This window comes from Chitinophaga cymbidii, from assembly GCF_007992715.1.
GTDB lineage: Bacteria > Bacteroidota > Bacteroidia > Chitinophagales > Chitinophagaceae > Chitinophaga > Chitinophaga cymbidii.
The window spans coordinates 1,703,678-1,718,242 of sequence record NZ_BKAU01000001.1 but is presented as its reverse complement, the minus strand read 5'-3'; the positions used below and the strand labels follow the sequence as shown (position 1 = coordinate 1,718,242).

Below are 14,565 nucleotides of genomic sequence, written 5' to 3'. Positions count from 1 at the left end.
TTTAAAAAGTAACATCAAAAACTTTCCCGGCGTTTCCCCGCTTCACTTTCACGGTCGTTTTGTCGCCCTTTTTGAACTTTGAAAGCGCCGTCATATAGGTTTCTATGTCGCTCACGGTTGTTTCGCCCAGCTGAACGATCACATCACCCGCCTGCAGGCCGGCTTTCTGGGCGGGCTTTCCGTCAGACACGCCATCTACCCGCAAGCCGCCCTTGCTGTAAGTATAATCCGGCATGATGCCGAGCGTCACGGAGAAGCGGGTGCTGCCGCCCATCTGCATCTCCCGGGTTTTGGTGAAAGCAAGGCGGCCCTTGCCGTTGGCCTGCTCCACTACGTCGTACACGAGTTTCAGCACGGTCAGCTGGCCGTTGTAATTGATCTTGTCCGCATCATCCGAAGGCTTGTGATAATCCGCATGCGTGCCGGTGAACAGGAACAATACGGGAATGTCCTTGCGGTAGAAGGAGGTGTGATCGGAGGGGCCGGTGCCGGAAGAATCATATTGCACTTTGAGGGAAGACGGCAGGCTTTTTTTGAGGATCTCGCCCCAGGCCGGCGATGTGCCGATGCCGCCGATCTGCAGGCCCTTTTCATTGTTCAGCCGCCCCACCATGTCCATATTCACCATGTAATTCACGTCCTTTATCGGGATGAGGTTGCTTTCAGAAAAGTATTTACTGCCGAAGAGCCCCAGCTCTTCCCCGGAAAAAGCGATCAGCAGGTAATTGTTGTTTTTCAGTCTGGATGCTTTCAGCAGGCGCCCCAGTTCCAGCATGGCCGCGGTGCCGCTGGCATTATCGTCCGCGCCATTGTGGATCGCCTTGTCGTTCGGCGCCAGGGAATTATGGTCTTCCCCATGCCCCAGGTGATCGTAATGCGCGCCGATCACCACGGTGGTGGCCGCGCCATTGTCCACATACCCCACTACGTTCGTGCCCGTACGCTTTACGGGTTTGAAGTCCACCTGCATATCTACCTGGAAGCCGTTGGCATCATCGGCGCTCAGCATTTTGCTGGTCTTTTCGCAGGCCCATACAGCGGGGATAGGCAGTGTTTCCGTTGTTTTTTCATCCAGCCATTTCCGCACGGTGCGGGGCTCTTCCGGGCCGTTGTAGAACACTACGCCGGAGGCGCCGCTCTCTTTGGCTTCCTTCGCTTTTTTGATATAGTTGTCCTGTGAAAGCGCATGCGGATTACCGCCGTCTTCCCAGTCTTTTACATTGATGAGCCAGATATTGTCCACTTCATTAACGCCGGGCAGCACTTCCCCTTTGGCGGCTTTTGCGGCGCTGAAAGGCAACGGCAGGAAGTCTTCGCCGGGCGTGAGCTGCTGGCTGTTGACGGACAGGCGTGCTTTATCGCCGGGGTCCCTCCCTTCGCGCACGGTGAACGTCTGCAGGTAGCCTTCGGCGCCTTTCGGGCTGAGGCCCGCCGCTTTCATCTGTTCAGCGATATAGGCCGCGGCCAGCTGTTCTCCGGCGGTGCCGGTACGGCGGCCTTCGAGCTTGTCGCTGGCCAGGTAGGAAACGTGGGCTTGCAGGTTCGTCAAGGTCTTGCGGTCTGCTTTCTTTTGCGGATACGCCGCCAATGCCGCACAAACAAGCGGAAGTAACAGGTAACTCTTTTTCACTGCAGGTGGGTTTTTGACAAAAATAGGCCAAATGAGGGGTATCTTATAGTCAAACTTAAATACTAAATTTGCGCGGCTTCATACGAAGCGGATACAACAAAATCAAAAACTGAACGGATGAAAAACACACCCTTTACGCACAAGCACATGGCGCTGGGAGCAAAGATGGCCCCATTCGCGGGATATAATATGCCGATCTCTTACACCGGCATCAATGATGAACATGCAACGGTTCGCAACAGTGTAGGTGTTTTTGACGTAAGCCACATGGGCGAATTCATCCTGAAAGGGGAACACGCGCTGGACCTGATCCAGCGGGTGACCAGCAACGATGCGTCGAAGCTCACGGCCGGCAAGGCGCAGTACAGCTGCCTGCCCAATGCGGAAGGGGGAATTGTGGACGACCTGCTGGTGTATTGTATTGAAGAGAACAAAGCATATATGCTGGTGGTGAATGCCAGCAATATTGAGAAGGACTGGAACTGGATCAGCCAGTTCAACGATAAAGGCGTGGAGATGCATAATATTTCGGACAAGACCTGCCTGCTGGCGATCCAGGGCCCGAATGCCACCAGCGTGCTGCAGACGTTGACCGACAAGGACATCGTGAACCTGAAATATTACACTTTTGTGAAAGGGACCTTCGCGGGTGTGGAGAATGTGCTGATCAGCGCCACCGGCTACACCGGCTCGGGCGGTGTGGAAATTTATTTTGAGGATAAGGACGGCGCGGCAGACAAGGTGTGGGACGCGATCTTTGCCGCCGGAGCGGACAAAGGCATCAAGCCGATCGGATTGGGTGCCCGCGACACGCTGCGCCTGGAAATGGGCTTCTGCCTCTACGGCAACGACATCGACGATCGTACCAACCCGCTGGAAGCCGGCCTGGGATGGATCACCAAATTCACGAAAGACTTTACCGCCCGCCCCATCCTGGAAAAGGTAAAAGCGGAAGGCGTACAGCAAAAGCTGGTAGGCTTCGAGATGATCGACAAGGGCATTCCCCGCCACGACTACGAGATCAAAGACGCAGAGGGCAACGTGATCGGCCGGGTAACTTCCGGTACGCAGTCGCCGTCACTGCAGAAAGCAGTGGGCCTCGGGTACGTGAAAACAGCATTTGCCGCGCTGGACACGGAAATATATATCGCCGTGCGGGACAAAGTCCTGAAAGCCAGGGTGTCCAAAGTGCCTTTTCTAAGCTGATGTAGCAAGACAACAACCATATCTTTAAAACCTTAACTGCTATGCCGCTTATTCATCTGACCACGGTCATTCATGCCCCGCTGAAAAGAGTATTTGACCTCAGCAGGAGCATCACGCTGCACAAACGCAGCATGGAACACCTGCAGGAAGAGGCTGTAAAAGGCCGGACGAGCGGACTGATAGAATACGACGAAACAGTTACCTGGCGGGCAAAGCATCTGCGGAAAATGCGGGAATTGACCACCCGGATCACGGCCATGCAAAAGCATCATTACTTTTGCGACGAAATGGAAAAAGGTGATTTCACTTTTATGAAGCACGAGCATCATTTCCACGAAATTGAAAATGGCACAGTGGTGATAGATATTTTTGAGTTCGGGACGCCGTACGGTACCCTCGGCAGGTGGGTTGAAAAGCTCTACCTGAAGAAATACATGAAACGGCTCCTGCAACAACGCAACAAGATTATTAAGGAATATGCGGAGAGTGAAAAGTGGAGAGTGATCCTGGATTAAAAAACATAGCATGAACGAGCATACCAAACCCAGGCTGGAAGTGTGTTTATCACCCGCCCTCCTGCATTTGTTCGACGTAAAGAACAGTATTGTTGTAATTATTGATGTGCTGCGCGCCACCTCCACCATCTGCACCGCGCTGTACAACGGCGCCGCCAAGGTAATTCCGGTAGCCACCGTGGAAGAATGCGTAAGCATCGGCAAGCAGCTCAACGCCATCACGGCGGGGGAGCGGGACGGCAAGATCGCGGACGGGCTGCTGCATGGCAATTCTCCTTTTGAATATCCCCGGGAGTTTATCGGCGGAAACGTGCTGGTGCTGACCACCACCAACGGCACCAAGCTGCTGCACATGGCCAAAGACGCCATTCAGATCGTTACCGGCTCTTTTCCCAACATTTCTTCCGTTTGCGAATACCTCATCAGCCAGGGACAAAACGTGATCTTGGGCTGCGCCGCCTGGAAAGACCGGGTGAACATGGAAGATACCTTGTTTGCCGGAGCGGTGGTCAGCCGGATAAAGGCGCATTTTGATGTGAACTGCGACTCCGCGCTGGCGGCTGAAACGCTGTACCACTCCGCTAAAGAAGATCTTTTCAGCTTTATGAAGCAGGCATCGCATTTCCAGCGGCTGGCGAAGTACGGCCTGGAAGAAGATATTAAATATTGCCTGACGATGGATGGCGCGAATGTACTGCCCATCCTGCGGAATGGTGAACTGGTGGTGGAGAAATAAACAGGATATTAAATAAAACAGGGCCGGCCGGAATTCCGGCCAGCCCTGCTATTCTACCCTTGCTGTTTCACGCTATCGCAGCAGATTGTTTTCTCAGCTTCAGCAGGTGGTCCACGGAATAAATACCGCCACCGGCCAGCAGGAAAAAGATATTCACCAGCAGCATCGTAAACGGAGAAGAAAAATCCGCGAGGCCGCCGCCCAGGCTCAGTTTAAAAGCAGACGCCACCACCATTGTGATCGCGAGCGTAAGGGCTGCAAAACGGGTAAATAATCCCGCTGCCAGCAATAAGCCGCCTAAAAATTCAGCGATCGTAGCCAGCAATCCCCAGAAAACCGGCCAGGCCGTTATGCCGAATACCCCCATCGAGCTACCGACACCCTGCCATAACTGCTCTCCCCCGGCCAGCTTCAGCCATCCGAATACAAAGAACAGCACGCCTACGCCGATGCGCAGCACCAGCAGCCCCAGCTCCCTGGTTTTTGCATTTTCATTTGTCAGTGTGTTTCCCATAGAAAAGTGTTTTTGCAAAAGTAACGCCCCGGCACCCCCTTGCTCAATGGATAAATTATCGTTTGAGTTGCACATTTTTTTTAATCCGGTGTCATCATAGACCCCTGAGAGCCCTCCGATTTGAATTTTTATGCTTACTTTTGTGGATTGCCTTTTTATGAGCCGTTTTTCGAGATTTCATAACCCCGGCTTATGCTAAAGAAGGCATGGGAGGAAGAACATGTCGCTACCCCATTTATTAAAATATGTGTACAATAACGGCACCGACGAGGTGATCCGAAGGGGTAAACGCATATTTGCCACAGGCGGTGTTGAGCTGCTGGAAGGCGATCCTGTTCTCAAGTCCGCCACCTTCCGCGTAAAAAGCGACACGCACGCCAACTACTATAAAGTTTCCATCAGCAAATATCACGAGCCCGCCACCATGAGCGTGCGGTGCCAGTGCCCCTACAACCTGGGAGACATCTGCCGGCATGAAGCCGCCGCGCTCTTCCAGCTGCAGGAGATGCTGGACAGGAACCACTTTGAATCTTACGAAACGCAATACGATCAGCAGCATACGCTGATCAAAATGAAATCGATCGACCTGAAGACGCTGAAGCTGCTCACATCCAGCAGCATGATGGCCGAGGCCGAAAAGATCCTTCGCAAAACACAGGCCGTCATCAAATCGGCCAAAGATGAAAAAGTGGAAGCAGAGCTGAAAGCCGAAGGAAAAAAATACACCCTCATCATCCAGCGTAACGAAGAACGCAATTTCGATACCCACTGTGTTTGCGATGAGCACGAACATCCGCTGTGCGTGCACAAGACCGCCCTGTTCCTGCAACTGCTGCATGCGCACGGGCCGTTTTATTTTGATACGCTGCGCAACTGGGACAAAGAGAAGAACAAGCTGCTCGCCCTTTACGGGTATTCACTGAACGATGACCTGGACGGGAAGTTTTCTTTTTCCTACCTCAACGGCAAACCCTTCCTGCGCGTGCTGGACCCCTCCATCAAGAAAGTGGAAGGCCCCGCGCCCGCCAAGCAGGAACCACCCGAGGAGGAAACGATCACGGCTACACGCCGCCTCGGCGTGGTGCTCAATGCGAACGACACCCTTTTCCCCTACTTCCAGGCCGAGCTGGTGAGCGGCGATGCCAACGAGGAAGAAACCGAATTCGTGTCACTCGTGAACCGGGTAGACCTCGGCAAGTACGTCGATTTTTACCAATTTAAAGAACGGGACCGCGACCTGATCACGCCTGTACGAAAAATACAGCATGCGGAAGTGAGCAAGTTCCTCAACAAGAACTCGCCTTTCGCCGGCATCTGGGATAATATCATGCATGAGAATGAAGACGGCCTGCCCATGGAAACCATGGAGCTGATCGTGGAATACCTGCATCCCAAGCTCGCCAAGCTGTTCCCCATGCTGGCGGAGCACCGCCTGGTGTTTTTGCTGCGCGACGGACAGCCTTTCAAAACCAAGAATTTACAGCAGGTGCAGGTGGAGGAAGACCCCCTGCAGCCATATTTCAAAGCATCTTCAGCAGACGGCCATGTGGAAGTGACCGCCTGGGTGGATATAGATGGAGAGCCGGTAAATGTTTCCGCCAACCAGTGGGCCAGCCCCATGCTGTTCCTCCACAACGGAAGCATCTATCATTTCAAGAATCCGAAAGACAGCATCAGCATTATGCGTTACCAGCAGATGGCCGCATTGAAAGTGCCGTCGTCCGAGTGGCAGGATTTCCTGAAAGACGTGATGCTGCCGCTCGGCAAGAACTACGCCGTGCAGTTTGATACCGATCTGCTGTCGGAAGTAGACGATGTGGTGCCGGAAAACCGCGTGTACCTGAAAGAAATGGGCGAAACCTTCGTCATTCAGCCGGGCTTCTCCTATCACGGGCATGAAGTGGAATGGAACGATGAAACCCGCATCACTGTGCAGGAAGGTAATAAAGTGCTCGTTATTCATCGCAATAAAGAAGCCGAGAATGCTTTCGTGGCCAAGCTGCGCACCCTGCATACCAATTTCGCGAATCTCAGCAACTACAATTATTTCTTCCTCCGGTCTAAAGAAGCGCTGAAGAACAACTGGTTCTTCCTCTTCTTTGATACGCTGAAGGAAATGGACGTGCGCATTTTCGGTTTCGACAACCTGCGCAACTTCCGTTTTTCACAAGCCAAACCGGTTACCAATCTGCAGATCAGCTCCGGCATCGACTGGTTCGATGCACAGGTGGAAGTGTTGTATGGCGATCAGAAAGTAGGCATCCGGGATATCAAGCGCGCGCTGGCCAACAAACAGAATTATGTGCAGCTGGCGGACGGCACGCTGGGCTTGCTGCCGGAAGAATGGCTGAAGAAATATTCCCTGCTCTTCAAAGTAGGCGAAGAAAAAGATAAAGGCGCCGGCCTCAAGCTGAGCAAATACAATTTTTCGGTGATCGATGAACTGTACGAGTTCATTGACGATGAAGCCATATTGGTGGAGCTGGATGAAAAACGCCGGAAGCTATTGCAGTTCGACGAGATCAGGACCATCAACCTGCCCCCCAATGTGCAGGCTAACCTGCGCCCTTACCAGGAAAGCGGTTTCCAGTGGCTCAACTACCTCGATGAAGTGAAGTGGGGCGGCATCCTGGCGGACGATATGGGCCTTGGTAAAACCGTGCAGGCGCTGACCTTCATCCAGCATTACAAAAATGCGAACGGGCAATGCCTCGTGCTGGTGGTTTGTCCCACTACGCTGATATACAACTGGGAAAACGAGATCCGGAAATTCACGCCGGACATCTCCTATCATATTCATCACGGCCCCGCGCGGCTGCGCAACGCGGAAGAGCTGCAGAAATTCGACGTGCTCATCACCACTTACGGCACATTGCGCAGTGATGTGCAATTGCTGATGAAGATGGAGTTCGACTATGTGGTGCTGGATGAATCACAAGCCATCAAGAATCCGCAGTCCAAAGTAACGAAAGCCGCACAGCTGCTCAATACCCGCAACCGCATCGCGCTGAGCGGTACGCCCATGCAGAACAATACGTTCGACATCTATGCGCAGATGAACTTCCTCAATCCCGGCATGCTCGGCAGCGTGGACTTCTTCCGCAACGAATTTGCCACGCCGATCGACAAGTTCCAGGACGAGGAAAGAAAAGAGCATCTTAAAAAGCTCATCTATCCATTCATCCTCCGCCGTACGAAAGAGCAGGTGGCGAAAGACCTTCCGGAGAAGATCGAAACAGTGATCTTTTGCGAAATGGACGCCGAGCAACGGCATATTTACGACGCTTACCGCAATACCTACCGCTCGAAGATACTTGGCGTGATAGAAGATCAGGGTGTGGAACGCAGCCAGCTCACGATCCTGCAGGGCCTGATGAAGCTGCGCCAGATCTGCGATTCGCCCGCCATCCTCAACGAAACGGAAAAATACCCCAACCACTCCGTGAAGCTGCATGAGCTGACGCGCGAAATTGCCGAGAACAGCGGCCACCACAAAGTACTGGTGTTTAGCCAGTTCCTCGGCATGCTCGGCCTGATCCGCGACCGGATGGCGCACATGAAAATACCGTACGAGTATTTTGATGGCAGCACCTCTACCACCGACCGTGAAAAAGCTATCCAGAACTTCCAGAATAACGAGGACTGCCGCGTGTTCCTTATTTCGCTCAAAGCCGGCGGCGTGGGCCTGAACCTCACGGCGGCGGACTACGTGTACATCGTTGATCCCTGGTGGAACCCCGCCGTGGAGCAGCAGGCGATTGACCGTACGCACCGTATCGGGCAAACGAAAAGCATCTTCGCCTACCGCATGATCTGTAAAGACACGGTGGAAGAAAAGATCCTCGAACTGCAGGAACGTAAAAAGTCGCTGGTGAAAGATATCATTGCCGATGATTCCGGCTTTATCAAGAAGCTCACGAAAGAAGACGTGCTGTACCTGTTCAGCTGATCAGCTTATACCCTACTCCCCGGATATTCACGATCTGTATGCGCGGGTCCTCTTTCAGGTAACGCCGCAATTTGGTAATGAACACGTCCATGCTGCGCGCGTTGAAGAAATTATCGTCGCCCCAGAGGTCCATCAGGATCGGCTTTCGCTCCATCACCTGGTTCCGGTGCTTGCACAGCCGCCATAACACTTCCGCTTCGCGGTGGGAAAGAAATTCAGAAATATTGTTACGGGTAAGCGTTTGCTTGGTGTAGTTGAAAGTATACTGGCCGATGACAACGGTATGCTCGTCAGACGCCGCCGGCGCGGGTTGGAAGCGATTCAGCAGGGAGCGGATGCGCACGATCAGCTCGTCCATGCTGAACGGTTTTTTGAGATAGTCGTTCCCGCCGACCTCGAAGCCCTTCACCAGGTCCGCCGTTTGTGATTTTGCAGTGAGAAAGATAATGGGCGTTTGCTTGTCCGTCTTCCGCACTTCCGCGGTGAAGCTGAACCCGTCCATATTCGGCATCATGATGTCCAGCACGATCACGTCCGGTTTGTGCTCATTGTACAGGCGCAGCCCTTCCCGCCCGTCTTTGGCGCAATACATGCGGAAGCCCCGCATTTCCAGGCTGTCCTGCACGATCTGCGCGAGCTGCCATTCATCTTCGATCAGTAAAACGCTTGCGTTCATAGTTTGGGTCATACTTCCGGTATTTCCAGTAAGAATTCGGTTCCTTTTTCCGGTTCGCTTTTCACGCGGATGCTGCCGCCGTGCTTTTCCACCACCTTTTTCACGTAGCTGAGTCCCAGCCCGAAGCCCTTCACGTTATGCAGGTCGCCCGTAGGCACCCGGAAGAACTTCTCAAAGATACTGTCCAGGTAGTTATGCGGAATACCGATGCCATTGTCCGTAACGGTCACCTGCAGGCGGTCGTGCTGCCGGGATACGCGGATGGTAATTTCCGCCGTATCGCCGGAATATTTGACCGCATTGTCCACCAGGTTGTTGAGCGCGTTGGAAAGATGCGTTTTATCCACGTTCACCATCGGATCGGCCAGCATGGTATACGTGAAATCCACTTTCTTATTGGCTTTCAGGCGGTGATTGGCGATGATGTTGCGGATCAGCTCGTTCAGGTCTACCGGTTCGCGGAACAGCTCCAGGTCTTCTTTTTCTTCCGCGGCGATGTGCAGTACTTTTTCCACGAGGTCGCTCAGCCGTTGCAGTTCCTGCTGCGAGATGTTCAGGTACTGGTCCGTTTTCTGCCGGTCGTTAAGCGCGTTGAAGTTCTGCATGGCCTCCACCGCCGCGGATACGGTGGCGATGGGCGTTTTCAGCTCGTGGGTCATATTGTTGATGAAGTCGTTGCGTACTTCGGAAAGTTTTTTCTGCCGGAGGATGGTGCGGAGCATATAGAGGAAGCACAGCACGGTGAGGATCAGCAATACGGCGGAGCTTAGCAAGGTTCCGGTCATTTGTCCGAGTATCAGGCGCATGGGGCTGGAAAAGGAAGCCTGTACGAAAATATCGCTCAATGGATTGAAGGGGATGCGGAATGTTTTCAGCGGGTCGAGCTGCCGGATGCGCGGTTGGCCGAATCCTTCATGGTCGGAGATCTTCATGGTATCCAGCCGGAAGTCCGTGGTAATGCCGCGGCTTGCCAGCTCGGCGGTGTAGGTGGAATCCAGCTTTTTGATGGACAGGCGCCCGTCGTAGAACCTGTTCAGAATGATCATGTTCGAGATTTTCTCCGCGATGGAGTCCGCGTAGATACGGGTAACCGTATCCGCCCGCGACCATTCCCTGATATGCACGGCGCCGTTTTCAAAAAAGGAAGAATCTACATGAATGCCGGTATCAGCAGGCAATGCCCGCATCAGGCCAAATCGTCCGCCAACGTTCCTCCGTACCTTTTCCGTTCTTCGCGGTGTGGTATCAATGATCGTGTGGCTTTCAACATAGAACGCTGTGCGCCCCGGCTCCGATATTCCCCGCGCCGTCATGGCCGGCTGGCTATAGCCGATAAAGCGCCTGGCATCCGCAAACTGTTTGTTGAAAACCGCCACGCGGAGCGCATCATTGATATCTTTATGAAAATCTTCCAGCTTCAGCTCGTAAGAATTGTACAGCCAATACCCCTGGAAAGCGAAGATACCCAGTATGCAGGTGCACATCAGGATAAGTATGTTTCGGATTCTGTTACGCATTGCATGTAAAGCTATCCAATTCCCGGCCATCTCCCGTCAGCGCTTAACACTAATTAACAATAAATAAGATTGCTTAACCCGCGCCCTCGGCGGCATGCCCCACCTTTACAGTACAAACAAACCGACGCAACCATGAAAACAATGTTCGTTGCCTTCCTCCTGGCCTCCGGCGCCGGGGTACAGGCCCAGACCACATCCGGAACGATAGAATACGAAGTCACATCCCGGATAGACCTCAGTGAAATGCGGATAGTGCGGATGGAGAATGGCGTCCGCACCTCCGGCACAGCGGCTACCATGGGAGAAAGGGGGATGGACCTCCCGGACGTGATCACCACCAAACAGGTCATCACCTTTACCGGCAGCATGGCGAAAGTAGAAACCGAAGGCGGCCCGATGGGCGGCCCCATGATGTTCTCCGCCTCCCGGGCAGAGAGAGGCGGCGCCCCGGTGACAAGGTCTTTCGGCGGCCCGTCCTCCGCACTGCGGCCTCCTCTCAGTAACTCCATGTATATTGATCTGGAAAGGAAAAAATACCTGAACGTGCTGAAGGAGAAGCAGGACAGCGTTGTGAAGACCGTCTGGTTCTCGGAAGAAGACTACAAGCCGGCCGCCAGGCTGAAAACGTCCTCCAAAACAAAGGTCATTGCCGGATATACCTGCCACAAGGCAACGGCGAAGATGGGCGAGGAAAGCTTCGTGATCTGGTATACAACGGACCTGCCGGTGACCTTCTCTCCCGTTAACGGCGTGCTGCCGGAGAAGGGCGTAATACTCTCCATCGAAAGCAGCCGGCGTTCCTACGTTGCCAGGAACGTTTCGTTGAAACCCGTTAATGACGCGGATGTTAGCCTTCCCGCCGATGCGCAGAAAGTCAGCAGCGAAGAATTAAAAGAAAAAAGACGCCAGATCATGGAGCGTTTCCAGAATGAACAGCTGGAAAAATTCCGGTCCATGACACCAGCCGAATAATAAAAGACAACAGAACAGTTTACTCCTTATTCCCCTGATATGAAAAGACGAGCTTTACTCGCCATCATGGCGTTAGTGGCCATTTCTACGATTGCCCGGGCACAGACAAAGCAAAGCCAGATCAAAGGCCGGCTGACGGACCACAGCAGCAAGGAGGCGCTCCCCAACGCGGCGGTGGCCCTGCTGACGCTGAAAGATTCTTCGGCGCTGACCAGCGTGGTGTCTGACACCAAAGGGTTTTTTTCCATCAAAAGCCCCCGCCCCGGCAATTACCTGCTCGTTGTTTCATACATGGGATACCAGCAGCTCCTCCGCAACATCACCATCCGGGATACTACCGGCCTGGTGGAGCTGGGCACGCTCGCGCTCCGGCGCACGGGGCTGGACCTGAATGAAGTGGAGATCGTGAAAGTAGTGCCGCCCATCGTGATAAAGGAAGATACGATCGAGTTTAACGCAGGCTCGTTTAAAACACGAGAAAACGCCATGGTGGAAGAGCTGCTGAAAAAACTGCCGGGCGTGCAGGTGGACAAGGAAGGTAAGATCACGGCCAACGGTGAAACTGTAAAAAAAGTGCTGGTAGACGGGAAACCCTTCTTCGGCAACGACCCGAAAATGGCTACCCGCAACCTGCCGGCGGAGATCATCGATAAAATTCAGCTGATCGACCAGAAAAGCGAACAGGCGCAGTTCACCGGCATATCGGACGGTGAAACGGAGAAAACGATCAACCTCACCGTGAAGCCGGACCGCCGAAAAGGTGTATTTGGCCGCGCTTCCGCGGGCTATGGAACAGACGACCGCTTTTCCGTGAACGCCAGCTTCAACCGTTTCCGCGAAACGCAGCAGCTGTCCGTAATGGGCGGCGGCAACAACCTGAATAACACGGGCTTTACATTTTCAGACGGCTTTGGCTTCAACGGCGGCGGTGGCGGCATGGGTGGCGCGCGTGGACTTGGCAACGGCGGCAATAACAACCAGAACAACACCGGCCTCATGCGGAACTGGAACGGCGGCATCAACTACAGCAACGAATTTTCGAAAGACCTCCGCGTCAGCGGCAGCTATTTTATGAGCGATGTGCAACGGCAGAATGAATCCATCAGCCAGCGCACCAACAAGCCGAAACCGGATTCATCTTCTTATGTGGACAACAGCAGCTCTTCCATCAGCAACAACAGGAACCACAACGCTAACATGCGCATCGAATACGACATCGATTCTTTTCATTCCCTGATCGTTACCCCCAATTTCAGCTTCAGCTCCGGCGACAACTATTCGCAAAACAGGAATACCACCCTGAACAACGACCGGGACACGGTGAACAGCGGGCAAAGCTACAACTGGTCCACCGCCCGCTCACCGAATTTCAACGGCAACGCGCTGTTCCGCAAAAAATTCGATAAAAAAGGCCGCACCTTCAGCACGAATCTTTCTTTCGGCTTTAACAGCAGCGACAAGGAATCCATCAACCAGTCGCAAACCATGTACGATATTAAAGGCACCCGCTTCATTGACACGATCGATCAGAAGGTGCTGCAATCCAACAGCAGCCGCAATCTCGGTGTGCGCATGAGCTACACCGAGCCTTTGGGGAACGACCGCTATCTGGAGCTGAACTACGGTTATACGAACAACTACAGCTCAACAGACCGGAAGACGTTTGACAAGGACAAGCTCAGCGGCGTATACGATATGCCCGACGACAGCCTGACCAATGCGTTCGACAATACGTACAGCAACCACCAGACAGGGCTCAGCGTGAAAACACAACGGCTGAAATACAACTACACCGTAGGCGTGAACCTGCAATTCAACAGCCTCAACAGCGAGAACATCACGAAAGACAGCACCATCCGGCAAAGCACCGTGAACTTCGCGCCGCTGGCGCACTTCAATTACAATTTCTCCCGGAATTCCCGGCTGCGCGCATCCTATCGCGGGCAGACGCAGCAGCCTTCGCTGGAGCAATTGCAGCCGGTGCCGGATAATTCCAACCCGCTTTACATCCGTTTGGGGAACCCGGACCTGAAGCCGTCTTTCTCCAACAACCTGAATATCAGCTTCAATAATTTTGACCCGGTGACCATGCGCAGCTTTTTTGCTTCCGTAGGCGGCAGTATGGTATTGAACCAGATCGTGAACGCCACCTACCTCAGCAGCGACGGCAAACAGACCAGCCAGCCGGTGAACGTGAACGGCAGCTACAACATGAATGCTTACATCGTTAACGGGTTTCCGCTCAGCAAGAACGTGGACCGGCCGGCGTCCCTTAACACCAACACGCAGGTCGGCTACAACCGCGGCGTGAGCTTTGTGAATAACCAGAAGAACTACACCGGTAATTTCAATATCATGCAGGGCGTCAATTTTACGTATACCCATGATGAGCTGTTCGACTTCACCGCCGGCGCCAACGTGAACTATAATTCCGCGCGCTTCAGCATCGATAAAACGAGCAACTACAATTATTTCGATTATGTATTTAACCTGGATGCGAACCTCAATCTGCCGCTTGGATTTACCATCGGCTCAGATGTGGATTATACCATCAATACCGGCCGCGGCGAGGGATACAACGTACAATATACCATGCTGAACGGGTTCATATCCAAATCGATGTTCAGCAAGAAGCAGGGCCTGCTGAAAGTACAGGCATTCGACCTGTTGAAGCAGAATGTAAGCGTGTCCAGGACCGTGCAGGATAACTATGTGGAGGATTCACAAACGATGGTGTTGCAGCAATATTTCATGGTCAGCTTCACTTATTTCCTGAACCGTTTCGGCGGCAGGGCTTCCCGCGGCAGGGGCGGCCCGGGCATGAACATCATGCGGGGGCACGGCGGCTGA

The 14,565-nt window shown here is 53.4% G+C and carries 10 protein-coding genes; 6 read left to right on the top strand and 4 right to left on the bottom strand.

Annotation, left to right across the window (positions count from 1 at the left end):
- Position 1: 1 nt before the first annotated feature.
- A complete protein-coding gene (locus CCY01nite_RS06945) occupies positions 2-1,630 on the bottom strand; it encodes a M20/M25/M40 family metallo-hydrolase (RefSeq protein WP_146859081.1) in 1,629 nt (542 codons plus the stop codon).
- Between the two features lie 117 nt (positions 1,631-1,747).
- Here CCY01nite_RS06945 and gcvT point away from each other — a divergent pair, with 117 nt between their 5' ends.
- Genes gcvT through CCY01nite_RS06930 form a run of 3 tightly spaced genes read left to right on the top strand, consistent with a single transcriptional unit; the run spans position 1,748 to position 4,087 of the window.
- On the top strand, positions 1,748-2,836 hold the full coding sequence (gene gcvT, locus CCY01nite_RS06940; RefSeq protein WP_146859079.1) for a glycine cleavage system aminomethyltransferase GcvT: 1,089 nt from the start codon (positions 1,748-1,750) through the stop codon (positions 2,834-2,836).
- Between the two features lie 41 nt (positions 2,837-2,877).
- Positions 2,878-3,351 carry an SRPBCC family protein gene (locus tag CCY01nite_RS06935; RefSeq protein WP_146859076.1) on the top strand — a complete coding sequence of 158 codons (474 nt, stop codon included), beginning with the start codon at positions 2,878-2,880 and terminating at the stop codon, positions 3,349-3,351.
- 10 nt (positions 3,352-3,361) lie between these two features.
- Positions 3,362-4,087: a 2-phosphosulfolactate phosphatase gene (locus CCY01nite_RS06930; RefSeq protein ID WP_146859074.1), complete on the top strand. Its 726-nt coding sequence runs from the start codon at positions 3,362-3,364 to the stop codon at positions 4,085-4,087.
- A 67-nt stretch (positions 4,088-4,154) separates the two neighbouring features.
- Here CCY01nite_RS06930 and CCY01nite_RS06925 read toward each other — a convergent pair whose 3' ends face one another.
- A complete protein-coding gene (locus tag CCY01nite_RS06925) occupies positions 4,155-4,601 on the bottom strand; it encodes a DoxX family protein (RefSeq protein ID WP_186830940.1) in 447 nt (148 codons plus the stop codon).
- A 220-nt stretch (positions 4,602-4,821) separates the two neighbouring features.
- Here CCY01nite_RS06925 and CCY01nite_RS06920 point away from each other — a divergent pair, with 220 nt between their 5' ends.
- Positions 4,822-8,550 carry a DEAD/DEAH box helicase gene (locus CCY01nite_RS06920; RefSeq protein ID WP_146859070.1) on the top strand — a complete coding sequence of 1,243 codons (3,729 nt, stop codon included), beginning with the start codon at positions 4,822-4,824 and terminating at the stop codon, positions 8,548-8,550.
- Here CCY01nite_RS06920 and CCY01nite_RS06915 read toward each other — a convergent pair.
- Entirely contained in the window at positions 8,543-9,238 is a 696-nt protein-coding gene (locus CCY01nite_RS06915) for a response regulator transcription factor (RefSeq protein ID WP_222614323.1), read from the bottom strand. The genes CCY01nite_RS06920 and CCY01nite_RS06915 overlap by 8 nt on opposite strands.
- Positions 9,235-10,743, bottom strand: a complete 1,509-nt coding sequence (locus tag CCY01nite_RS06910; RefSeq protein WP_146859068.1) for a sensor histidine kinase — start codon at positions 10,741-10,743, stop codon at positions 9,235-9,237. Before CCY01nite_RS06910 ends, CCY01nite_RS06915 begins: the two co-directional genes overlap by 4 nt.
- Positions 10,744-10,875: 132 nt before the next feature.
- On the opposite strand from CCY01nite_RS06910, the gene CCY01nite_RS06905 reads away from it, so the two are divergent.
- Positions 10,876-11,715 carry a GLPGLI family protein gene (locus CCY01nite_RS06905; protein WP_146859066.1) on the top strand — a complete coding sequence of 280 codons (840 nt, stop codon included), beginning with the start codon at positions 10,876-10,878 and terminating at the stop codon, positions 11,713-11,715.
- 39 nt (positions 11,716-11,754) lie between these two features.
- The gene (locus tag CCY01nite_RS06900; RefSeq protein WP_146859064.1) at positions 11,755-14,565 is read left to right on the top strand and encodes an outer membrane beta-barrel protein; all 2,811 of its coding nucleotides are present in this window, start codon (positions 11,755-11,757) and stop codon (positions 14,563-14,565) included.